This is a genomic window from Delftia sp. PX-1, from assembly GCF_055797465.1.
In genome coordinates this window covers 4,552,718-4,574,898 of record NZ_CP184763.1, presented here as the reverse complement: position 1 = coordinate 4,574,898, position 22,181 = coordinate 4,552,718, and the positions used below count along the sequence as shown (strand labels likewise).

22 protein-coding genes are annotated in these 22,181 nt (G+C 69.2%); 10 read left to right on the top strand and 12 right to left on the bottom strand.

The window, feature by feature from the left end; translation table 11 throughout:
* Nucleotides 1–3: 3 nt before the first annotated feature.
* From ACN20X_RS20950 to ACN20X_RS20940, 3 genes are all read right to left on the bottom strand, one after another.
* A complete protein-coding gene (locus tag ACN20X_RS20950; RefSeq protein WP_197943794.1) occupies nt 4–651 on the bottom strand; it encodes a LysE family translocator in 648 nt (215 codons plus the stop codon).
* A gap of 106 nt (nt 652–757) precedes the next feature.
* Nucleotides 758–1,429, bottom strand: a complete 672-nt coding sequence (locus ACN20X_RS20945) for a glutathione S-transferase (RefSeq protein ID WP_473209849.1) — start codon at nt 1,427–1,429, stop codon at nt 758–760.
* Nucleotides 1,430–1,522: 93 nt separating this feature from the next.
* Nucleotides 1,523–2,380 carry a LysR family transcriptional regulator gene (locus ACN20X_RS20940; protein ID WP_012206374.1) on the bottom strand — a complete coding sequence of 286 codons (858 nt, stop codon included), beginning with the start codon at nt 2,378–2,380 and terminating at the stop codon, nt 1,523–1,525.
* A 109-nt stretch (nt 2,381–2,489) separates the two neighbouring features.
* Between ACN20X_RS20940 and bla the strand changes: the two genes are divergently transcribed.
* Entirely contained in the window at nt 2,490–3,401 is a 912-nt protein-coding gene (gene bla / locus ACN20X_RS20935; RefSeq protein ID WP_034367430.1) for a class A beta-lactamase, read from the top strand.
* Between the two features lie 171 nt (nt 3,402–3,572).
* Here the strand turns inward: bla and argA are convergent, their stop codons facing one another.
* Entirely contained in the window at nt 3,573–4,919 is a 1,347-nt protein-coding gene (argA, locus tag ACN20X_RS20930) for an amino-acid N-acetyltransferase (RefSeq protein WP_043822846.1), read from the bottom strand.
* A gap of 283 nt (nt 4,920–5,202) precedes the next feature.
* Here argA and ACN20X_RS20925 point away from each other — a divergent pair, with 283 nt between their 5' ends.
* The 4 genes from ACN20X_RS20925 to ACN20X_RS20910 are packed head-to-tail and all read left to right on the top strand — an operon-like array spanning nt 5,203 to nt 10,075.
* Nucleotides 5,203–6,654, top strand: a complete 1,452-nt coding sequence (locus ACN20X_RS20925) for a TolC family protein (protein WP_473209848.1) — start codon at nt 5,203–5,205, stop codon at nt 6,652–6,654.
* Nucleotides 6,651–7,700 (top strand): HlyD family secretion protein, encoded by a 1,050-nt coding sequence (locus ACN20X_RS20920; protein ID WP_016448246.1) that lies wholly within the window; start codon nt 6,651–6,653, stop codon nt 7,698–7,700. Before ACN20X_RS20925 ends, ACN20X_RS20920 begins: the two co-directional genes overlap by 4 nt.
* A gap of 13 nt (nt 7,701–7,713) precedes the next feature.
* Complete coding sequence (locus ACN20X_RS20915; RefSeq protein ID WP_310043544.1) at nt 7,714–8,928, top strand: ABC transporter permease; 1,215 nt, start codon at nt 7,714–7,716, stop codon at nt 8,926–8,928.
* A gap of 1 nt (nt 8,929) precedes the next feature.
* Entirely contained in the window at nt 8,930–10,075 is a 1,146-nt protein-coding gene (locus ACN20X_RS20910) for an ABC transporter permease (RefSeq protein ID WP_277848645.1), read from the top strand.
* 63 nt (nt 10,076–10,138) lie between these two features.
* On the opposite strand, the gene ACN20X_RS20905 is transcribed toward ACN20X_RS20910, so the two are convergent.
* The 5 genes from ACN20X_RS20905 to ACN20X_RS20885 form a co-directional block, all read right to left on the bottom strand.
* Nucleotides 10,139–10,768, bottom strand: a complete 630-nt coding sequence (locus ACN20X_RS20905) for a DUF4124 domain-containing protein (protein ID WP_473209847.1) — start codon at nt 10,766–10,768, stop codon at nt 10,139–10,141.
* A 78-nt stretch (nt 10,769–10,846) separates the two neighbouring features.
* Nucleotides 10,847–12,052 carry an MFS transporter gene (locus ACN20X_RS20900; RefSeq protein WP_013801714.1) on the bottom strand — a complete coding sequence of 402 codons (1,206 nt, stop codon included), beginning with the start codon at nt 12,050–12,052 and terminating at the stop codon, nt 10,847–10,849.
* A 63-nt stretch (nt 12,053–12,115) separates the two neighbouring features.
* The gene (locus ACN20X_RS20895; RefSeq protein ID WP_034367439.1) at nt 12,116–12,562 is read right to left on the bottom strand and encodes a type II toxin-antitoxin system VapC family toxin; all 447 of its coding nucleotides are present in this window, start codon (nt 12,560–12,562) and stop codon (nt 12,116–12,118) included.
* A complete protein-coding gene (locus ACN20X_RS20890) occupies nt 12,559–12,825 on the bottom strand; it encodes an antitoxin (RefSeq protein ID WP_016453264.1) in 267 nt (88 codons plus the stop codon). Before ACN20X_RS20890 ends, ACN20X_RS20895 begins: the two co-directional genes overlap by 4 nt.
* A 24-nt stretch (nt 12,826–12,849) precedes the next feature.
* Nucleotides 12,850–13,821, bottom strand: a complete 972-nt coding sequence (locus ACN20X_RS20885) for a LysR family transcriptional regulator (protein ID WP_473209846.1) — start codon at nt 13,819–13,821, stop codon at nt 12,850–12,852.
* 70 nt (nt 13,822–13,891) lie between these two features.
* Here ACN20X_RS20885 and ACN20X_RS20880 point away from each other — a divergent pair, with 70 nt between their 5' ends.
* Nucleotides 13,892–14,782, top strand: coding sequence for an amidohydrolase family protein (locus ACN20X_RS20880; protein ID WP_473209845.1), 891 nt, complete (start codon nt 13,892–13,894; stop codon nt 14,780–14,782).
* 26 nt (nt 14,783–14,808) lie between these two features.
* The gene (locus ACN20X_RS20875) at nt 14,809–15,804 is read left to right on the top strand and encodes a tripartite tricarboxylate transporter substrate binding protein (protein ID WP_473209844.1); all 996 of its coding nucleotides are present in this window, start codon (nt 14,809–14,811) and stop codon (nt 15,802–15,804) included.
* A 23-nt stretch (nt 15,805–15,827) separates the two neighbouring features.
* Here ACN20X_RS20875 and ACN20X_RS20870 read toward each other — a convergent pair whose 3' ends face one another.
* Complete coding sequence (locus ACN20X_RS20870; protein ID WP_016448237.1) at nt 15,828–17,459, bottom strand: gamma-glutamyltransferase family protein; 1,632 nt, start codon at nt 17,457–17,459, stop codon at nt 15,828–15,830.
* Between the two features lie 13 nt (nt 17,460–17,472).
* Complete coding sequence (locus ACN20X_RS20865) at nt 17,473–18,462, bottom strand: Bug family tripartite tricarboxylate transporter substrate binding protein (protein WP_280047950.1); 990 nt, start codon at nt 18,460–18,462, stop codon at nt 17,473–17,475.
* Nucleotides 18,463–18,594: 132 nt separating this feature from the next.
* Between ACN20X_RS20865 and ACN20X_RS20860 the strand changes: the two genes are divergently transcribed.
* Nucleotides 18,595–19,479 carry a LysR family transcriptional regulator gene (locus tag ACN20X_RS20860; protein WP_016448236.1) on the top strand — a complete coding sequence of 295 codons (885 nt, stop codon included), beginning with the start codon at nt 18,595–18,597 and terminating at the stop codon, nt 19,477–19,479.
* 50 nt (nt 19,480–19,529) lie between these two features.
* Here ACN20X_RS20860 and ACN20X_RS20855 read toward each other — a convergent pair whose 3' ends face one another.
* On the bottom strand, nt 19,530–19,913 hold the full coding sequence (locus ACN20X_RS20855; RefSeq protein WP_016448235.1) for a tautomerase family protein: 384 nt from the start codon (nt 19,911–19,913) through the stop codon (nt 19,530–19,532).
* 120 nt (nt 19,914–20,033) lie between these two features.
* On the opposite strand from ACN20X_RS20855, the gene ACN20X_RS20850 reads away from it, so the two are divergent.
* Entirely contained in the window at nt 20,034–20,891 is an 858-nt protein-coding gene (locus tag ACN20X_RS20850; protein ID WP_016448234.1) for a LysR family transcriptional regulator, read from the top strand.
* 411 nt (nt 20,892–21,302) lie between these two features.
* A complete protein-coding gene (locus ACN20X_RS20845) occupies nt 21,303–22,157 on the top strand; it encodes an RNA ligase family protein (protein WP_209802793.1) in 855 nt (284 codons plus the stop codon).
* Nucleotides 22,158–22,181: the final 24 nt, after the last annotated feature.

Genomic DNA, 22,181 nt, shown 5'->3' with positions numbered 1-22,181 from the left:
CGCCTAGTTCGACGCGCGGCGGTAGAAGGCCAGCGAGCCTGCCAGCGCCAGCAGCATGCCGCCGCACAGGCGGTCCAGCCACATCACGGCCCGCCCGCGCAGCAGCCGCGCCGCGCGTGATCCGGCGAAGGCATAGGCCAGCATCACCAGGAAATCGATGAGCGCGAACACCAGCGCAATGGCGATGTACTGCGGCGCCTGGGCGGCCGCCGGGTCGATGAACTGCGGCAGCAGGGCCGAGCAGAACAGGTAGCCCTTGGGATTGGTCACGGCGACCAGGAACGACTTGAGCAGCACGGTGCGGGCGCTGTAGCCGTCGGCGCCAGTCTCTGCCTTGCCGTCACCCTGGGGTGCCGACAGCGATCCGCCCTGGCTGCGCAGCATGCGCAGGCCCAGCCAGGCCAGGTAGGCCGCGCCCGCCCACTTGACCACCGAGAACCAGAACTCCGAGGCCGCCAGCAGCGCGCCCAGGCCCAGCGCGACAGCGCCGACCAGCACGAAGTCCGACAGCACGGCGCCCAGCATGCCCGGCAGGGCGCGGCGCACGCCGTGGCGCGAGCCATTGGCCAGGGCCAGCAGCACGGTGGGACCGGGGGTGATGATCGCGATCAGCGCGACCAGGGAGAAGACGAGCAGGGTGGCGAGGGTCATGTCGGCGAAGGCTCATGCGGTTGGCAACAGCCTGCCACTGTGCCAGCTTTGCCTGCCGTGCGCAGCCCCTGCCGACCCGGGGCAGGGCACACGGGGCGGGCAGGCGTCAGTCGCTGCCCACGCCGCCGGCGGCAAAGACCGGGCCGTGCGTGCCGGGCACCCAGCCCGGGTAGGTTTCCATCACTTCGGCGAACAGGGCCGAGTCGATCCAGCGCTGCAGCCAGGCCTGCAGGTGCGGCCAGGGCTGCTCGTTCCATTGCGACTCGTCGATGCGCGCGTACTGGCGCACGAAGGGGCGCAGCGCCATGTCGGCCAGGCTGGGGTTCTGGCCGAACAGGTAGCCGGTGGCCTCCAGCTGGTCGTCCAGCTCGGCCAGCCAGGTCAGGGCATCGGCCTGGGCGTGGTTGACCTCTTCGGCCGTATAGCGCTCGGGGTACTTGCAGCGGTCCAGGGCGTGCTTGAAAAAGCCGTCGTTGCGCTCGATCAGCGCCAGCATGTCCTGCAGCGAGCCGCTGGTCGGTGCCAGCCAGCCGTCCGGGTCATTGGCGCGCAGCGCGTGCAGCATGACATCCAGGCTCTGCTCGATCACGCGGCTGTCCTCCAGCACCAGCACGGGCACCGTGCCCTTGGGCGATGCGTCGAGCAGCGCCTGCGGCTTGTTGCGCAGGTTGATTTCGCGCAGCTCGCAGGCCAGGCCGGCATGGGCCAGCGCCAGGCGGGCGCGGATGGCGTAGGGGCAGCGGCGAAACGAGTAGAGAACCGGCAGGGTCTGGGTCATGGAGCGGGAACCGGGCTAGGGGCCAAAAGCGGCAGATGATAGCGCCGGGGCCAAAGTCGGGCGGCCTGCGGGTCTTGCCGCGGGCGTCCGTGGCTATTGCAGCTGCGCCAGCAGCCATTGCCTGAAGGTCTTGAGCGCCGCGCTGGGTGCGCGCGAGCGCAGATGGGTCAGCCAGTAGGCGCCCGTGTCCACCTCCTGCTCGAAGGGGCGCACCAGCCGGCCCTGCTGCAGCAGGTGCTGGAACATGCGCGCCGGCAGCAGGGCCACGCCTGCGCCCTGGGCGGCCGCCTCGGCCAGCGTCAGCGAGGAGTCGAACATGGCCCCGCGCGCCAGCGGCGCGCTCTGGTCTAGCGTGGCAAACCAGCTCTCCCACTCCTGCAGGCGGTACGAGCGCAGCAGCGTCTGCCCGGCCAGGTCGGCCGGCTGGCGCAGGCGCTGGGCCAGGGCCGGGGTGCACATGGGCGTCAGCGGCGCGCGCAGCAGCAGCTCGGCGCGCGTGCCCTGCCAGGCGCCGTCGCCGAAGCGCACGGCCGCATCCAGCCCTTCGCCGGCCAGGTCCACGCGGTTGTTGTGCGTGAGCAGTCGCAGGTCGATGTAGGGGTGCTGCTGCTGGAACTGGCCCAGCCTGGGAATCAGCCAGCCGATGGCGAAGGTGCCGACCACGCCCACGGTGAGGACCTCGCGCGGGCGCGGCTCGGCCACCTGCTGCAGCGAATGCTCTATGCGCGCAAAGCTCTCGGCCACGGCAGGCCACAGCGCATGGCCTTCGTCGGTCAGCGCCAGGCCGCGCGGCAGGCGCCGGAACAGCGGCTTGCCCAGGCGCTCCTCCAGGTTGCGGATGTGCTGGCTGACGGCGGCCTGGGTCACGCACAGCTCGTCGGCCGCCCGCGTCAGGTTGAGATGGCGCGCGGCCGCGTCGAACATGCGCAGGGCATTGAGGGGCAGTTGCATGGTGAGCCAATAGTTTTTCTAAGGGATGCTGCCAATTATTCACGCTGGTCGCAGATTGGGCGCGGCGCTATCGTTGCGTTTGTCGATCTGCAACTGAAAAGGAAAAACAATGCAAAGACGCGATTTTCTGATGACGGGCGGCGCGGCCGCCTGGATGGCGGCCGGGCTGGCAGGCTGCGCCCTGCCATCAAAAAAACAGGGGGCTGCCGACCAGGCCTTCAGGACGGAGCTGGCGCGCATCGAGAAAAGTGTGGGCGGCCGGCTCGGCGTGGCCGTGCTGGAGGTGGAGTCGGGCGCCAGCGTGGACCACCGCGGCGATGAGCGCTTTGTCATGTGCAGCACCTTCAAGCTGCTGCTGGCCGCCCAGGTGCTGGACCGCGTGCAGCAGGGCGATGAGCGCCTGTCGCGCCGCGTTCACTACGCCAGCTCCCGGCTGGTTCCCTACTCGCCGGCCAGCGGCCCGCGTGCCGGCGATGGCGGCGGCATGACCATCTCCGAGCTGTGCGAGGCCGCCGTGGTGCTCAGCGACAACACGGCCGCCAACCTGCTGCTGGACGCCAGCGGCGGACCGCAGGCGCTGACGCAGTGGCTGCGCGCCAGCGGCGACGAGACCACGCGCCTGGACCGCATGGAGCCCGAGCTCAACGAAGGCCTGCCCGGCGACGAGCGCGACACCACCACGCCCCTGGCCATGGTGCAAAGCATGCAACGCCTGCTGCTGGGATCGGTGCTGGACGGCCATGGCCGCGCGCTGCTGCAGCAGTGGCTGGTGGCCAGCCGCACGGGCGACAAGCGCCTGCGCGCGGGCATGCCGGCCGGCTGGCGCGTGGGTGGAAAGACGGGCACCGGCGATCGCGGCACGGCCAACGATGCCGTCATCGCCTGGCCCACGCCGCAAAGCGCACCGCTGCTGGTAACGGGCTACCTCACCGAATGCCCGGCCGACGCGCCGCAGCGCGATGCGGCGCTGGCAGCGGCCGGCAAGGCGGCCGCACGCTGGCAGGCAGCAGTGCAAGGCTGAGTTGCGCCACCATGTCGCTTGATTTGGGCGATTTCAAAAAATTGGCGCTGCCTGAAGACGAGAGACACCGAGGAAGGGCCTGGGCCGGCCGCGCCGCCCCCGCACCGAGGGTGTCGCCGGCCGCCCGTATGCCCCCCTCGTGAGGGGGAAGGCGCACAGCGCCTCAGGGGGTTACAACTTCTTGACCAGGACCTGACTTTTGCGGTCCCAGTTGTACTTGGCCTTGCGCGCCTCGGGCAGCCAGTCGGGGTCCACGGGCTGGAAGCCGCGCTTGATGAACCAGTGCATGGTGCGCGTGGTCAGCACGAACAGGCTGTCCAGGCCCTGGGCCTTGGCGCGCTGCTCTATGCGCTTGAGCAGCTTCTCGCCATCGCCCGTGCCCTGGCTCTTGGGCGAGACGGTGACGGCCGCCATCTCGGCCGTCCTGGCGCTGGGATAGGGGTAGAGCGCGGCGCAGCCGAAGATCACGCCATCGTGTTCGATGATGGTGTAGTGGGCGATGTCGCGCTCGATCTCGGTGCGGCTGCGCTTGACCAGGGTGCCGTCCTTCTCGAAGGGCTCGATCAGCTGGATGATGCCGGCCACGTCGTCGGGCGTGGCCTCGCGCAGCTCTTCCAGCTTCTCGTCGATGACCATGGTGCCGATGCCGTCGTGCACATAGATCTCCAGCAGCAGCGCGCCGTCGATCGCAAAGGGCAGGATGTGGCTGCGCTCCACGCCGTGCTCGCAGGCATGCACGCAGTGCTGCAGGTAAAAGCCCGTGTCCGTGGGCTGCTCGGGCGTGGGCAGCTCGGCCAGCATGCGGCGGGCCGTGGCCAGCGGCAGCTCGGTGTCGATGGGGTTGGTCTCGTCGGCCGGGCCCGTGGGGTCCATGCGGATGCCCGGCACCTCGGTCATGAAGATCAGCTTGTCGGCCTTCAGCTCGATGGCCACGCGCGTGGCCACCTCTTCCATGCTCAGGTTGAAGGCCTCGCCGGTGGGCGAGAAGCCGAAGGGCGACATCAGCACCATGGCATCCATGTCCAGGGCGCTGCGGATGCCGCTGACATCGACCTTGCGCACCAGGCCCGAATGCTTGAAATCCACGCCGTCCACGATGCCCACGGGCCGGGCCGTGAGGAAGTTGCCCGAGATCACCCGCACCCGCGCGCCGGCCATGGGCGTATTGGGCAGGCCCTGGCTGAAGGCAGCCTCGATCTCATAGCGCAGCTGGCCAGCGGCTTCCTGGGCGCAGTCCAGCGCCACGGAGTCGGTGATGCGCACGCCGCGCGAGTACTGGGCCTCATGGCCCTTGGCGGCAAGCTGCTCGTTGACCTGGGGACGGAAGCCATGGACCAGCACGATCTTCACGCCCATGGCCTGGATCATGGCCAGGTCCTGGACGATGGAGCTGAGCTTGCCCGATGCGATGGCCTCGCCCGTCAGTCCCACCACAAAGGTCTGGTGTCGGAACTTGTGGATATAGGGAGCCACGGACCGGAACCAGGGGACGAAGGTGAAGTTGAAGACGGTGGACATGGTGGTCAGTCGGGGCATCGGGCCGATGCCGGGCAGAAAAAAAAGGCCTGCGGACAGGTCCGCCAGGACATGCTCGCGCAGGCAGGCGCCAGTGTAGCGGCATGGCGCGGCACCTGCGCACAGAAATGGGATGGAACGCCACGCAAATCGACCCTGCTGCACAGTGCCGGGGGCACAAGGCACAGGACCTTGTCCGACGGGGGCCCGCCTGCAAGCCCGTGTAAGCTTCGCCACCATCGGTGAACCACGCAAGGCGCCCCCATTCATGCCATTGAGCGCTTCCATGTTTTTTCCGTTGCTTGCGCGGCCCGCGCGCCTTGTGCCGTGGCTGGCGGCGCTGAGCATGGTCGCAGGGGCGGCCCAGGCTGCAGGGGAGGCTCCGGCCTCCCAGGCCGCCGCCGCGATGAGCTTCGTGCAGGCCCGCCAGGCGCTGCTGCAGGGCTCCGACCAACTGGCCGCCTCGGCCAAGGCCGTGGAAAGCGCGCGGCTCAGACGCCAGGGTACGCAGGGGCTGGGCGGGCCTTCCGTGGCCATCACGGGCCTGGGCTACCGCTACTCGGCCAATGCCGACATCGATCTCGATCCTGCGCGGCGCACCCTGGACGGTGTCCTCGGCCAGCTGCCGCCCTCGGTGGGGCCGGCCATTCCCTCGCTGCCGCAACTGCCCACCTCCTATGCCTTGCAGCGCAAGAGCACGAATGCCTCGGCCAGCCTGTCCCTGGTCTGGCCGCTGTACCTGGGCGGCCTGTCCGATGCGGTGCGCAGTGGCCTGGACGCTGCCACCGACGAAGCCCTGGCCGATGCCGCCAGCAGCAGCCACGCCCTGCATTCGCTGCTGGTGCAGCGCTACTTCGGCGCCCAGCTGGCCGAGCGGGCCGCACGGCTGCGCGAGCGTGCGCTTGAGGGCGTGCGCGTGCATGACGCGGCCGCGCAAAGCATGCTCAAGGCGGGCGTGATCTCCCGGCTGGAGCGCCTGCAGGCCCGTGCCGCGCTGGCCGACGCCGAGCAGCAGGCGCGCAAATCGCGCGACGACGCAGACCTGGCCGCAGCGGCGCTGGCGCGCACGGTCAAGGCGCAGCGGCAGGTGCTGCCCAGCACGCCGCTGTTCGTCAGCAGCCGGCCCTTGCCGCCGCTGGACGGCTTCGTCACCGCGGCCCAGTCGCACCATCCGGGTCTGGACAAGGTCCAGGCCAAGAAGCGCCAGGCCGAGTCCCTGCACGATGCCCAGGAGGCGCTGCGCCGGCCGCAGCTGCTGGCCTTCGGTTCGCGCGAGGTCAACACCAGCGGCAAGCCCAACTGGGTGGCAGGCGTGGCCGTGCGCTGGACGCTGTGGGACAGCATCGACCGCGATGCGCTGGCCGCCTCCTCGCAGCGCAAGATCGAGCAGGCCGAGCTGACCCAAGCCCAGGCGCTCAGCGACATCGCGCTGCTGGTCGAGAAGAACTGGCTGGGCGTGGAGCAGGCGCGCCGCCAGTACCAGGCCCAGCAGGCCCAGGAGGATCTTGCGCGCGAGCTGCTGCGGCTGCGCGAGGCCGGCCTGCGGGAAGGCACCAGCACCACGCTGGACCTGATCGATGCCAGCCTCAATCTCGCCAAGGTCCAGACCCAGCGTGCCGAACTGGCCAACCAGTATGTGCAGGCCCTGGCCGCACTGCTGGAGAGCACGGGCCAGAGCGAGGAATTCGACCGATTCATGGCCCAGGCCGACATACAGATCCCACCCGACGCACCATGAGCACAGCCACTCCCGACCATCCCCGCAGCGCCACCGAAGCACCCGGCCCCGCGCCCGTGCCGCCGGGGCGCAGGCGCCCCTGGCTGGCCCTGGCCATCGTGCTGGCCGTGCTGCTGCTCGTGGCCTGGGGCTTTTGGCGTGCGGCGCAGCCCGCCCCCCTGTATTTCCAGGGCCAGATGGAGGCACGCGAGACCGACATCGCGCCCAAGGTCACGGCGCGCATCGCCAAGGTGCGCGTCACCGAAGGCCAGAAGATCCAGCCCGGCGATCTGCTGGTGGAGATGGACAGCCCCGAGGTGCGCGCCAAGCTGGCCCAGGCCGAGGCCGCGCGCGATGCCGCCCAGGCCCAGGCCGACAAGGCGCAGGCCGGCGCCCGCCCGCAGGAAGTGCAGATGGCGCGCCTGAACTGGCAGCGCGCCCAGACGGCCGCCGACCTGGCCCAGACCTCGCTGCGCCGCGTGCAAAGCCTCTTCGACCAGGGACTGGTTGCGGCCCAGAAACGCGATGAAGCCGATGCCAACTGGCGCGCCTCGCGCGACCAGGCGCTGGCCGCGCGTGCGCAGTATGAAATGGCGGCTTCGGGCGCGCGCCAGGAGGATCGCAGTGCCGCACAGGCCCAGGCACGCCAGGTGCAGGGCGTGGTCGCCGAGGTGGAGGCCGCGCGTGCCGAGACCGAGCTGCGCAGCCCCGTGGGCGGCGAGGTGGTCCAGGTGCTGGCCCGCCAGGGCGAGCTGTCCCCGCAGGGCGTGGCCGTGGTCACCGTGGTGGACCTGGCCGACCAGTGGGTGGTGCTCAATGTGCGCGAGGACCAGCTTGCACGCTTTGCCCAGGGCAGCCGTTTCACCGGCCGCCTGCCGGGCCTGGACAACCGCGAGGCCGGCTTCGAGGTCTACTACCTGGGTGTGCTGCCCGACTTCGCCACCTGGCGCGCCACGCGCGCCGGCCAGGGCTTCGATGCGCGCACCTTCGAGGTCCGCGCGCGGCCGCAGCAGCCCATTGCAGGCGCGCGGCCCGGCATGAGCGTGGTCGTGGAAGGCGGCCGTTGAGCGGCCGGCGGCAGTGAGCGCGAACCCGCCCACGGCCTTTGCCGCCAGCCTGCGGCGCGAATGGCGTCTGCTGCGCGGGCGGCCCTGGGACCTGGCCATGGTCAGCTGGGTGCCGCTGCTGGCGCTGCTGCTCATGGTCTGGATCTTCTCGGCAGGACTGGTCCAGCGCCTGCCCGTCGCCGTCTGGGACCAGGACCACAGCGCCCTGTCGCGCCAGCTGGTGCGCATGCTGGACGCCACGCCGGGCCTGGCCGTGCAGTCGCAGGCGCTCAATGCCTCGGAGGCGCAATGGGCGCTGCAGTCCATGAATGCCTACGCCGTGGTGCAGATCCCGCCCGGCTTTGCGCGCGACATCAAGCGGGGCCAGGGGGCCGACGTGGTGCTCATGCACAACGCCCAGCTGGCCACGCATTCCAGCCTGATCCAGCGCGACCTGCGCCAGGTGGTGGGAACGCTGTCGGCCGGCGTGGAAATGCAGGCCCGTGCCAAGCGCGGCGACCCGGCCCAGGCGCTGCGCGTGCGCATGGAGCCCATACGCACCAACCTGGTGTCGCTGTTCAACATCTCCACCAATTACGAACAGTTCCTGGCGGCGGCGCTGATTCCCGCGCTGCTGCACATCCTGGGCATGACGGCCGGCGCCTGGTCCGTGGGGCGCGAGCTGCGCGACCGCACGCTGGGCCAGTGGATGGCCGAGGCTGCGGGCCCGGCAAAGCCCGGCTGGAGCGCCATTGCGGGCGCCTTGGCAGGCAAGCTGGCGCTGTCCTGGGCCAGCCTGGGCCTGGGCGGTACGCTGGCCATGCTGTGGCTCACGGCCGGACGGGGCTGGCATCCGGGGCAGGGCGCTGCCAGCCTGGCCTGGGTGGCGCTGGCCCTGCTGCTGCTGATCGCCGTGAGCCTGGCGGCGGGGGCGCTGCTGGCGGCGCTCACGCTGTCGCTGCGCACGGCGCTTTCGGGGGCGGGCCTGCTGTCGGCGCCGGCCTTTGCGTTCAGCGGCGTGGGCTTTCCGCTGCTGGCCATGCCGGATTCGGCGCGTGCCTGGGCCCTGTCCATGCCCTATACCCACTATGCGCGGCTGCAGATAGAGCAGTTGCAGATGGGCGCGCCCATCGTGCAGAGCCTGCCCGTGGTGGCCGGGCTATTGCTGGCCGCGCTGGTGTCGCTGCTGCTGGCCACGGCAGGCCTGGCGCGCGGCCTTTCCCGCCCCGACAAATGGGGAGGGCGCTGAGATGGCCAGGGGCTTTGCGCATGACTTCATCAACGCCCTGCGTGCCGTGTTCGGCGACGTGGGCGTGCTCATGCTGCTGGTGGGCGCGCCCGTGCTCTACGGCTTCTTCTATCCCTGGTTCTATGGGCAGGAGGTCGTGCAGCGCGTGCCCGTGGCCGTGGTGCAGCACGACGGCAGCGGCCTGGCACGCCAGATGCTGCGCTTTGCCCAGGCCAGCCCGCGCATCGAGGTGACCCTGGTCACGGGCGACGAGGCCCAGGCGCAGCAGGCCCTGCTGGATGGCCGCGTCATGGGCTACGCGCTGCTGCCGCGCGACCTCAAGCGCCGCGTGGTGCGCAGCGAAGAGGCCGTGGTCCCCGTCTATGCCAACGGTGCCTACCCGCTGGCCGCCAAGCAGGTGCAGTACGGCTTTGCCGAGGCCTTTGGCACGGTCTCGGCAGGCGTGGAGCTGCGGCGGCTGACGGCCGGCGGACAGAGCGCATTGCAGGCCCAGGCCAGCCGCTCGCCCGTCAACCTGCAGATGCAGGCCCTGTTCAATCCGACGGAAGGCTACGGCAGCTTCGTCGTCGCCGCCGTGGCCATCATCATCCTGCAGCAGACACTGCTCATGGGCGGCGCGCTGCTGGTGGGAACCTGGCGCGAGCAGGGATTGGACCGGGCGCCGGCACGCACCTGGCTGGCGCGGCTGCTGGCGCTGTGCACGCTGGGCTGGCTCTCGGGCCTGTACTACTTCGGCTGGATCTTCGTCTGGCACGACTATCCGCGCGGCGGCAATCCCTGGGGCGCGCTGGCACTGCTGGCCGTCTTCGTCCCGGCTGTGGCGGGAGCGGCGGCGCTGCTGGGCTGGTGGCTGGCCAACCGCGAGCGCGCCATGCAGGTGGTGCTGTTCACCTCCATCCCGCTGGCCTTCGTCGGCGGCTTCAGCTGGCCGGCCGAGGCCCTGCCGCAACTGCTGCAGGCGCTGCGCTGGCTGTCGCCCAGCACGGCGGCCATCCAGGCCTCGCTGCGACTGAACCAGGCCGGCGCGCCGCTGGAGGCGGCGCTATGGCATCTGTCCGTGCTGCTGGCCCTGGCGCTGCTGGGCTGGGTGGCCGTGCTCTGGCTGGGCAGCCGCCGTGCGGACCTGCCCGGGGATGGCCGCAAGTAGACCGATGCTGCGTCCAGCACAGGTCCGCCTTGGCGGGTCCCATCATGGGCTGGACGGCGCCGCTCAGTCGCAGCGAATCGTGTCGCCTTCCAGCACGCAGATCAGCCCGTTGTAGGCGGTCAAGGTGTCGCGATACCGGCGATAGAGGTTACCTTTGATGTCGAAGCAGCTGTCTGCCTTGCACCGGTCGAGCTTTACGGTGCGGGTGCCGGCTGGAGGGGTCAGGACAATCTTGGGTGGCTCCTGGAGCAAGGGCATATTCGTGCCGCAGGATGCGTTCACGTTGGAGATCTGCGCATTCATGCGCATGCGCTTTTCGCCTTCGGAGAGGCTGCGGATGCTGGAGACGAATTCCAGCTCCTTGCGAGCCTGGCTGCAGCCCGGGGAGGCTGATGCAGGCGTGGGCTGCTGCGCCTGCTGGTCGATCATGCGCTGCTGGCTATCGATCTGGCGCCGCTGTGCGTCGACGGCCTGCTGGCGGTATTTGCGCTCGTTGGCCTGCGCGGCCTCGGCGCGCTCCTGCAGAATCTCCGCATCCGTCTTTCGGCGCTCGATCATGCCGCCGACTTGCGCGCTGCTGCATGGACGGTCGGAGAAATTCATTTCTCCGGATGGATCCTTGCATTGATAGATCTGCGCCATGGCTGGAACTGCCAATGCCAGGCCACACAACAGCGCAATGGCTTCACGCATGGATTCTCTCCACAAGAGGTCTGGACCACGATTTCCGATGGCCTGGCATGGCGTCCGTTCCGACATGCGCTTCACACTTCAGGCCGGCGCGCCCGCGCCGCGACCCCGTCCCTGCACGGCCAGCATCAGCAGCACCACGCCCACGATGGGCAGCAGCCAGGTGTTGATGCCGTCCCAGCCGGCCGTGTGCAGCAGCTGGCCCGAGCCGAACGAGGCCACGGCCACGGTGCCGAAGACCAGGAAATCGTTGAGCGCCTGCACCTTGGCGCGCTCTGCGGGCCGGTAGCACTCGGTGACCATGGCGGTGGCGCCGATGAAGCCGAAGTTCCAGCCCACGCCCAGCAGCACCAGGGAGCCCCAGAAGTGCAGCAGCTCCAGCCCCATCAACGCCATCAGGGCCGAGGCCGCGATCATCACCAGCCCCAGCGCCGTGATGCGGCGCTTGCCAAAGCGCGCGATCAGCCGGCCCGTGAAGAAGCTGGGTGCGAACATGGCCAGCACATGCCACTGGATGCCCAGCGCCGCCTCGCCCACCGTGTGGCCGCAGCCCACCATGGCCATGGGCGCGGCCGTCATCAGAAAGGCCATGAGGCCGTAGCTGACCACGCCGGCCGAAGCCGCCACGATGAACTGCGGTGTGCGCGCAATCTCGGCCAGCGGCCGGGCCTCGCCCGCCACGGCGCGGGCCTGGGGCGGCGGCAGCTTCAGGCCCAGCAGCAGCGGCAGGGCCAGCAGGGCGAGAACGGCCTGGCTGTAGAAGCTGCCAGCGAACGGCGTCATGGGCAGGGCGTCGCGCGTCCAGATCACCACCTGCGGGCCGATGATGGCCGCGATCAGCCCGCCGATCATCACGCGCGAGATGGCGCGCGCCTGCTCGGCGGGGTCGGTCATGGCGTCGGTGGCCGCGAAGCGGTAGCTCTGCACGCAGGCCGCGTAAAAGCCCGCCAGCGCCGTGCCGATGCAGAAGGTCACGAAATCGGAGTGCGCAATGCCCTGGGCCGCGATCACGCCCGAGACCACGCCCAGGATGGCACCCAGCACATAGGCCGTGCGCCGCCCCATGCGCTGCATCAGCCAGGCCGCAGGCAGCGTGGACAGCGCCAGGCCCAGCTGGTAGATGCTGACCGGCAGCGTGGTGGCCGTGGGATTGGTGGACAGCTGCTGCCCCACCAGGCCGCCCAGCGAAATGATGATGGGCGGCGACGCGCCCCCCAGCGATTGCGCGGCCACGAGCAGGCCGAGGTTGCGGCGCTGCAGCGCTGGAGTGTGTTGTTCTGGTGTCATGGCTTGTGCGGCGGAAAGACCGCATCTTCACCGAAAAGCATGAGGGCTGGGTTAAGCGCCGATTCAGCCAGCCGGGCCGGTGGTCCAGTCCGCGATGGCCAGTCCGGGTTCGGGAATGCGGCTGAACACCCGGTCTCTTGTGACCAGCACCGAGCGCTCGCCGGCCTGCGCGGCCTGCTGCTGCAGGAGCAGGGCGTGCGCGGCAATCATCATGTCCATGGAGGCCAGCGTGATGCCGGCCGCCTCGCAGGCGGCGCGCAGGTGGCCGTAGGCATCGGCCACCTGGGCCGTCCAGGGCAGCACCTCGACGCGGGCCAGGAACCCTGTCACCCGCAGCGACAGCCCGGCAGGGTGGCCGCGCTTGGCGACCCCGTACATCAGTTCGGCCTGCGTGACCGCCGACACTGCGATCTGGTGCATGGGTACGCGAACCAGCTGTTCGCGCACGGCAGGGATATCGCCTTTGATGATGTGGCTGGCGATGTTGGTGTCCAGCAGGTAGCGTGTCATCGCGCACTGCCTTCGTCGGCAAACGGATCGCGGCCTGACTCTGGCTGCGCTCGGTCAGCGGTGTCCATGAAATCGGCCGGCACGTCGGTGGTGGCGTCGAGCGCAAAGAACTCTTGCCATGAGTCGGGACGGCGCGACAGGATCACGTCGCCCGTGACGGGGTCGCGACGTATGTAGACCTCTTTTTCCTCGAACCGGAATTCATAGGGAAGGCGCACGGCCTGGCTGCGACCGGTGGTGAAAAGCTTGGCAGTCTGCGTCACGGTGATTCCTCCTGCTGGTATGTATCAAAGTATATATCCGCGCTGTGACTTGCTGTACGCCTCCTGGAAGATCTGGTGGATCAGCTCCCTGAACCATTTGTGCCCCGCGTCATGGTCGTTGCGCGGATGCCAGACGGCGTCGATGGACAGGGCCAGCTCGGGCAGGGGCATGGGGCGCGCCACGCAGTTGGAGCCGGACAGCACGCTGTGCATCCAGTGCGCGGGCATGGCGGCCACCAGGTCGGTGGATTCGATGACGGGCACCATGCCCAGCCAGGTGGGCACCTGGAACATCACGCGCCGCGCCAGCCCGCGCTCGGCCAGGAGTTCATCCACGATGCTGCTGCCCACGCCCGTGACCTTCAGGTGGCCCTGCTCCAGGTATTTTTCCAGCGTGAGCGGGGAGGCGGCGGCCGGATGGTCCTTGCGCATCAGCACCATCCACTGGTCGTCCAGCAGGCGGCGTGACGCCGACAGCACCGAGCGACCGCGCGAGACGGAAAGGCGGATTTCCACGCCTTCGTACTCGACGCGGTCCGAGGGCTGGCGGCCGTCGAAGGACTGCACCGACAGGCTGATGCCCGGCGCCACGGCGCGCAGATGGATGCACAGCTGCGGCAGCAGCAGCACGCCCACGTAGTCGGACAGGCGCAGGTGGAAATTGCGCCGCGCCGTGGCCGGATCGAAGCCCTTGCTGACCTCGATGGCGCTTTCGATCTCGCTGAAGGCCTTGCGGAAGCTGCGCGCCAGGCGCACGGCCTCGGGCGTGGGCGACATGCCTTCGGCCGTGCGCAGAAGCAGCGGGTCGTTGAACTGGGTGCGCAGCCGGCGCAGCGCGTGGCTGACGGCCGAGGAGGTGATGCCCAGCCGCGCGGCGGCCTTGCCCACGCTGCGTTCCTCCACCAGGGCCTCGAAGATCACCAGCAGGTTGAGGTCGATGCTGCGCAGGTTGACCGGGGCCCGGGGCGTGCCGTCTGCATGTTGAATGCTGTTCATTTTGATGATGACAAAGATGAGCTTGACTGAATTTTACGTGCGTCACGACAATGCACCAGCTTTGAAATGAATGCCCATGAATTCACCCAGTTTCAACCGCTGTGCCGTTGATTGCGACGCAGTCGAAAATCCAGCGGAACAGTATCTGTTTCCAGAAAATTCCTGCGATACCCATTTCCATGTATTTGGTCGTTCCGATGATTTTCCGTTGATTGCGGAACGCGCCTATACACCGGCTGTCGCGTCCATGGACGGTTATTGGAAAGCCTTTCGCCCATTGGGCGTGGACCGCTGCGTTCTGGTCCAGCCCAGCGTGTATGGCCGCGACCACGGCCTGCTCAAGCAGACGCTGCGCCATGCCGAGGCGGGCCGCATGCGTGGCGTGGCCGTGATCTACGAGGACACGCCGGATGCGGAGATCGAAGCGCTGCACGCCCTGGGCGTGCGCGGCGCTCGGTGCAATGCGCTGTTTTCGGGCGGGGTCTCCGTCTCCAGCCTGCGGACCGTGGCCGACCGCATCCGGGGCCTGGGCTGGCACATGCAATTGCTGGTGAACGTGGATGACGACCCTGGCCTGGCGCAGCGCGTGGCCGACATGGGCGTGGCCGTGGTGGTGGATCACTTCGGCCACCCGTCGCGCCAGCTGGGCGCCGGCGGGCCGGGCAGCCGCAACCTGCAGGCGCTGATGAAGGAAGGCCGGGCCTGGGTGAAGTTCTCGGGCGCCTACCGGATATCGGCAACGGCATCGGCCGTGGACCCGGCCGTGGTTCCGATTGCACATGCCCTGGTGCAGGCCAATCCGCACCGGATCGTATGGGGGTCGGACTGGCCGCATCCCGGAATAAAGGCCCGTTCGAATTCCGCTGGCGAATTGGCGCAGGCATTGGTGGATTGGGTTCCAGAGGAATACAGACGCACGGTATTGGTCGATAACCCCGCGCGCCTGTATTGGGGTCATTGATTTTCAAATAGCAGGAGACAGAGAAAATGAATCGAATCACATCGGGCCGCAGAGGCTTTATCCGCACGGCGGTATCTTTCGCGGCGCTGGCTGCGGCATCGGCTGCATCGGCAGTGCAGGCGCGCGCATTTCCGGCCAAGCCGCTCACGCTGGTCGTGCCCTTTGCGCCGGGCGGCAACGTGGACATCGTGGCCCGCACGCTGGGCATTCCGCTGGCCCGGCATGCGGGGCAGTCCGTGATCGTGGACAACCGTGCGGGCGGCGGTGGTGCCGTGGGCTCGGGCTGGGTGGCGCGCGCCGAGCCGGACGGGCATACGCTGCTGGTGGCCACGCCGGGCCAGTTGGGCACCTTGCCCGAGATGATCAAGCTGCCCTACCGCGCCGACAGCTTTGCGCCCATTGCCGTGGTCAGCCGCACGCCCGTGGTCGTGGTGGTGCGCGCCAACGACGCGCGCTTCAAGACCGCGGCCGATTTCATCAAGGCGATGAAGGCCAGGGATGGCAGCGTGACCGTGGGCCATGCCGGCCCGGGCTCGCCCAATCACCTGGCCGTGCTGCAGCTGGAAGATGCGGTGAAGGTGCGCGTCAATCCCGTGCACTACAAGGGATCGGGGCCGGCCCTGGTCGATCTGATCGGCGGGCAGATCGATGCCGTGGTGGACCAGATCACCAGCTCCACGCCGCATATCAAGAGCGGCGCCCTGCGCGCGCTGCTCGTGCTGGGGCCGCGCGCCGGGGGCGGGCTGGCCGATGTGCCCGACCTGGCCCAGCTGGGCCTGCCGGTGTTCGATGCCACCACCTTCGTGGGCGTGTTCGCGCCCAAGGGTGCGCCCACGGCCAGCGTGGACAGCCTGTATGGCTGGATCTCCCAGTCCGTGGCCGACTCGGAGTTCAGCCGCCTGATCCGCGAACTGGGCAGCGAGCCCTTCCCGGCCAGCGCGGCCGTGCTGCAGCGCCTGGTCAGCGAAGAGGCCGCGCTGGCGGCGCGGCTGACCCGCCAGGGGCGCCTGCGCGCGGAGTAGCCACAGGCGGGTTGGAGCACGCTTCAGAACCCGGCCGCCAGCCCGTCGCGGCGCGGGTCGCTGGCGATCTGGTAGCCCTCCACGGCGGGATCGCCCATGCGCCAGATGAACTGGCCGGCGCCGAAGTCCTGGTAGGGGTCGTGGATGACCTCCACCTGGTGGCCCAGCGCCTGCAGGCCGGCGATGGTGGACGGGTCCATGCCGCCTTCCACGTTGATGGCCAGGCCTTCGTTGACGCGCCAGCGCGGCGCATCGCAGGCCGCCTGGGGCGACTGGCGGTAGTCCAGCATGCGCACCACAGTCTGCATGTGGCCCTGGGGCTGCATGTTGCCGCCCATGACGCCGAAGCTCATCACGGGCTGGCCGTCGCGGGTCAGGAAGGCCGGAATGATGGTGTGGAAGGGGCGCTTGCCCGGGCCCACCAGGTTGGCGCGGTTGGGGTGCTGGGGGTCGGTGCCGAAGCCGTGGCCGCGGTTTTGCAGGCTGATGCCGAAGGTCGGCTCCACCACGCCCGAGCCAAAGCCCGAGAAGTTGCTCTGGATGAAGCTGACCATCATGCCGTTCTCGTCGGCTGCCGTCAGGTAGATGGTGCCGCCGCGCACGGGGTTGCCGGCCTTGAAGTCCTGCGCACGGCGCGGATCGATCAGCCTGGCGCGCGAGGCCAGGTAGGCGTCGTCGAGCATCTGTGCGGGCGTCACCTCCATGTCCGCATCGGCCACGTAGCGGTAGATGTCGGCAAAGGCCAGCTTCATGGCCTCGATCTGCAGATGCTGGGAGGCCACGCCATCCACGGGCAGGCTGGCCAGGTCGAAGTTGGACAGAATGCCCAGCGCGATCTGCGCGGCAATGCCTTGCCCGCCCGGCGGGATCTCGTGCAGCGTGTGGCCGCGGTAGTCCTTGGCCAGCGGCTGCACCCATTGCACCTCGTGCGCGGCCATGTCGGCCATGCCCAGGCAGCCGCCATGCTGCTGCACGAACGAGGTCACGGCCCGGGCAATCTCGCCTTCATAGAAGGCCTTGCCGCGCGTGGCGCCAATGGCGCGCAGGGCGCGCGCTGCGGCGGGAAAGCAAAACAGCTCGCCCACTTCCGGCGCGCGGCCCCGGGGCAGGAAGCTTTCCCTGAACCCCGGCTGCGATTGCAGCTCGGGCGCGCCTGCGGCCCATTTCTGCTGGACCACGGGCGGCACCAGGTAGCCGCGCTCGGCGATCTCGGCGGCCGGCTCCATCAGCGCGTCAAAGGGCAGCTTGCCGAAGCGCTCGTGCAGGGCCACCCAGGCGCTGACGGCGCCCGGCACGGTGATGGAGTCCACGCCCCGGCGCGGCGGCTTGTCCTGGCGACCATAGCGCTGGTGGAAGTACTCGGGCGCCCAGCCCTGCGGTGCGCGGCCGCTGGCGTTGAGCCCGTGCAGCTCCTTGCCATCCCAGAGGATGCAGAAGGCGTCCGAGCCCAGGCCGTTGCTCACCGGCTCGACGATGGTCATGGCCGCCGCCGCCGCAATGGCCGCGTCCACCGCGTTGCCGCCTGCCCACAGCATGCGCAGGCCGGCCTGCGCCGCCAGCGGGTGGGAGGTGGACACGGCATTGCGCGCGAACACGGGCACCCGCCTGGAGTCGTAGGGATTGCCGGGAGTGAAGGGAGAGGAAGAGGCGTGCATGAAAGAACCTGCCTCAGTCGGCGGTGATGCCCATGGTCTTCACGTCGCGGCTCCAGCGCGTCAGCTCGCGGTCGATCTGCTGCTTGAAGGACTTGGGGTCGCTGGTCTCGGGGTCCAGACCCTGGGCCTCGAACTGGGCCTGCACTTCGGGGCGCTCCATGATCTTGCGCACTTCCTGGGCCAGCCGCTCGACGATGGCCGGGTCCGTGCCGCCCGTGGTGAACAGGCCGTACCAGGACGTGAAGGCATAGCCTGGCAGGCCGGCCTCGGCGACGGTGGGCACGCTGGGCAGGTTCTTGACGCGCTGCTTCGTGGTCACGGCCAGGATGCGGGTCTGGCCGGTCTTGGCCGAGGTGATGGCGGGCGGAATGCCCGAGAAAATGGCCTGCACCTGGCCGCCCGACACATCGGTGATGGCCGGGCCGTTGCCGCGGTAGGGCACGTGCACCAGGTTCACGCCGGCCTGCTGCGCGAACAGCGCGCCGGCCAGGTGCAGGGTGGAGCCGTTGCCCGACGATGCGTAGTTGATGCTGCCCGGCGCCTTGCGCGCGGCCTCGATCATTTCCTGCACCGTCTTGTAGGGCAGGGCGGCGTTCACCAGCAGCGCGTTGCCGGACTCGGCCACCAGGGTGATGGGCTCCAGGTCCTTGCGCGGGTCGAACGACAGCTTCTTGGCCAGCACGGGCGCCACGGTGTTGCTGCCGATGGAGCCCAGCAGCAGCGTGTAGCCGTTCTTGGGCGCCTTGGCCACCACTTCGCTGGCGATCAGGCCGCCCGCGCCGCCGCGGTTCTCCACCACCACGCTCTGGCCCAGGCGCTGCTGCAGCTCCTTGGCCAGGATGCGGGCCACGATGTCGTTGGCGCCGCCGGCGGCAAAGCCCACCATGATCTTCAGCGGCTGCGAGGGCCAGGCATCGGCGGCGGGCGCGGCCCAGCCGGGCGTGGCGCAGGTCAACAGGGCGGCGCAGCAGACGAGCAGGCGGCGGGACACGGGTGCAGGCATGGAGATCTCCAGAAATCCGGGAAGTGGGAGGGTGCGATCAGGACGATCGGCTATCGGTTGCCAGCGATTTTGATGATAGAAACTGTTTGGTGAAAGCTGGAATTTCTTACGAATCTTGAAAGCAAAACTTTTATGCCAAGCCTGCGCATTCTTCGCACTTTCCTCGCCGTGGCGGCCGAGGGCTCCTTCACCGCCGCCGGACAGCGCGTGGCGCTGACCCAGGTGGCCGTGGGGCTGCAGATGCGCACGCTGGAAAACGACCTCAAGCGCAAGCTGTTCGCGCGCCAGGGCAAGCTGGTCACGCTCAACGAGCAGGGCCGGGCGCTGGTGCCCATTGCCACCCAGCTGGTGGCGCTGTACGAGCAGGCCAAGCACGGCACGCGGGCCGACGCACCGCTGGCCGGCACCGTGCAGTTCGGCTCCATCGTCTCGGCGCTGAGCCAGCTGGTGCGCGCCACGCTGGAGCTCAAGCGCCACCATCCGGCGGTGGACCTGCATGTGGTCTCGGGCAAGTCCAACCGGCTGATCGCCCAGGTGGAGAACCATGAGCTGGACGCGGCCGTGGTGGTCTACAACCCGGCCATCAAGCGCCCCTCGCTGGTCTGGACGCCGCTGTACGCCGAGCCCATGGTGCTGCTGGCGCCGCGCGCCGCCCGGCCCGCGGCGCCTGCCGACATGGTGGAGCGCTATCCCTTCATCCGCTTCGACCGCACCGAGCACACGGGCGAGCTGGTGGAGCGCACGCTGCGCCGTCTGCGCGCCAAGCCCCAGGAGTTCCTGGAGCTCAACTCCATCGAGACCATCGTGGAGCTGGTGCGCGACGGCATGGGCGTGGCCATGCTGCCCAACCTGGCGCGGCATGGCTGGGAGGGCGACCCGCGCCTGCGCGTGCTGCCCCTTGCCCAGACTGCCGAGAGCCGGCAGATCGCCCTGGTGCAGCTGCGCACGGCGGCGCGCGCCGAGATCATCACCGCCGTGGGCCAGCAATTCGTGGCGGCGCTGGCTGTGCCGGACTGAGTGTGCCGGACTGAGCGCGCCGCTGTGGGTGTTGCGCCGATCCGCGTGTCTTAAGTTGCGTATTGCGCGAGCCCGTGGCCCATGGACCAGTTCTCCTTGTCCACCTCGACCAGGTTGACGAACACGTCCTCGGGCCGCAGGCCGGGGCTTTCGACCAGCAGCTCGGCGATGCGGCTGAACAGCGCCATCTTCTGCTCCAGGCTGCGGGTGTTGCTGACCGTGAGCTGCACCAGCACCAGATCGTCGCTGCGCGCCACGCCCAGGTAGGAGGCGCTGTAGCGGAAGTTGTCGCCGTCATGCTCGGTGATGGTCATGAACTGGTCGTCCTCCGGCACGTTGAAGGTCTCGCGCATGGCGCGGTAGAGGCTGTCGCAGATGGCCTGGCGGTAGGCGGGGGACTTGCCGGCGCGCATGTTGATCCGGGTCATGGGCATGGTGTGGCTCCTTTGCGTTGAGTTGAGTTGCGTTGCTTTGCGTTGTGGGAGCCTCGAAGGTAGGCTGCGCCAGATATTTTGAAAAGCCATGATTGCTGATATCAGTAATAATGGATTGAAATGATTCAACGACCTCTGGACCTGGATGCCGTGCAAGGCTTCGTGCACATCGCGGACCTGGGCAGCTTCACGCGCGCGGCCGAAGCCATGCAGACCACGCAGGCTGCCGTCAGCCTCAAGCTCAAGCGGCTGGAGCAGCGGCTGGGCTGCAGGCTGGTCGAGCGCACGCCGCGCCACGTGCAGCTGTCCGCGCTGGGTGCCGACTTCCTGCCCCATGCGCGCGAACTGCTGCAGGCCCATGAGCGCGCACTGGCGCTGGCCGTCAGCACGCGCCAGCGGCTGACCATCGGCATCAGCGACCACGTGGCCGGGCCCGAGCTGCCGGCCCTGATCGCCCGCATGAATGCGCAGGACCCGCAGCTGCTGATCGACATCCGCATCGCATCGTCCGGCCCGCTGCTGCAGGGATTCGACCGGCGCGAGTACGACACGGTGATCGTTCGCACGCATGCCGGGCGTGACGACGGCGAGCTGCTGGCCGAGGAGCCCTTCGGCTGGTTTGCCGCGCCCGGCTGGCAGCACCGCGCGGGCGAGCCCCTGCCGCTGGCCACGCTGGCCGAGCCCTGCGGCGTGCGCGCCATGGCCGGGCAACTGCTGGATACGGCGCGCATGCCGTGGACCGAGGTGTTCGTGGGCGGCGGCGTAGCCGCTGTCTCGGCCGCCGTCATGGCGGGGCTGGGCGTGGCCGCGCTGGCGCCGCGCATGCTGGCCCTGGGCGCCGTGGACGTGGGCCCGCGCCTGGGCCTGCCCACGCTGCCGCGCCTGCCGGTGCTGCTGCACACCCGCGTGCGCGAAGGCCGGCCGCGCGCGGCGCTGGATGCGCTGGGCGCCGCCTTCAAGTCCGCCGTGCGTGGCTAGCAGCCAACAATCGGCCCGGCATGGTGCGCAGCCGCTTGTGCCTGCGTGGCAACGGGCGATAGACTCGCACCCCTCCCATCCACCCTCACCCTTTCGAGGTGCACCATGCCCCGCCGCACAGCTTCCTGCTGAACGACTTCGTCACACGCTGATCCTGGCCTTGCCACGGATGTCTTTTGCGTGTGCGCTGCGGTGCGTGGCCTTTTGAGGGCTTGCGGCTGACCGTCCGGTTTGCGGACGGCCCCGACAGTCCTGCCATCTTCCCCTTCGACAGCCTGCCGGCCCGGCCACCACGGGCCAGGCCGCGCTGTCGCTGCATCCCCTGCATTGCGGCGCCTGGCGTCGTCGTCGGCTTTTCCCGCTCCACGGCATGTCGCCGTGGGGTGCTGCATCGTTTTCGGAAAGCACGACATGACCCCATCCATTGCCCAAGGCGCTCACTTTCTTTCGAGCGTCGAGATCCTCAAATACCCCCGCACGCCGCACCTGCGCGGCTCGCGCCTGCAGTCCGGTGACCAGGACGACGCCGTGCCCTATGAGCGGCTGGCCGGCCGGCACATCGTCGTCGAGGAAAAGCTCGACGGCGCCAACGCCGCGCTGAGCTTTGCCGGCGACGGCCAGTTGCTGCTGCAGTCGCGCGGCCACTACCTGGACAGCGAGCGGCCCGGCGGGCGCGAGCGCCAGTTCAACCTCTTCAAGCAATGGGCCCAGGCCCACGAGGGCGCGCTGCTGTCCCTGCTGGACGACCGCTACCAGGTGTTCGGCGAGTGGATGTACGCCAAGCACTCGCTGTTCTACGACGCGCTGCCGCACTGGTTCTGCGAGTTCGACATCTGGGACCGCTCGGCGCAGTGCTTCCTGGACACGCCGCGCCGCCATGCCCTGCTGGCCGGCGTGCCCGTGGTCTCGGTGCCCGTGCTCTACCGCGGGGCGGCGCCCCGGCGCATGCAGGACCTGCTGGCGCTGCTGGCCCCTTCGCTGGGCCGCAGCGCGCGCTGGCGCCAGGCCTTCGAGCAGGTGGTGGCCCGCCAGAAGCTGGACCTGCCGCTGTGCTGGCGGCAGACCGACGGCTCCGAGCTGGCCGAAGGCCTCTACCTCAAGGTGGAGGAGGACGGCCAGACCGTGGCGCGCTACAAGTTCGTGCGGCCGGACTTCGTGCAGGTCATCCTCGACTCGGGCTCGCACCACAGCGAGCGGCCCATCGTCCCCAACGGGCTGCGCGAGGGCGCAGACATCTTTGCGGCCGATATTTCAAAAAGCTGGTGAGGCCTGCAGCGCAGACCCATCGCA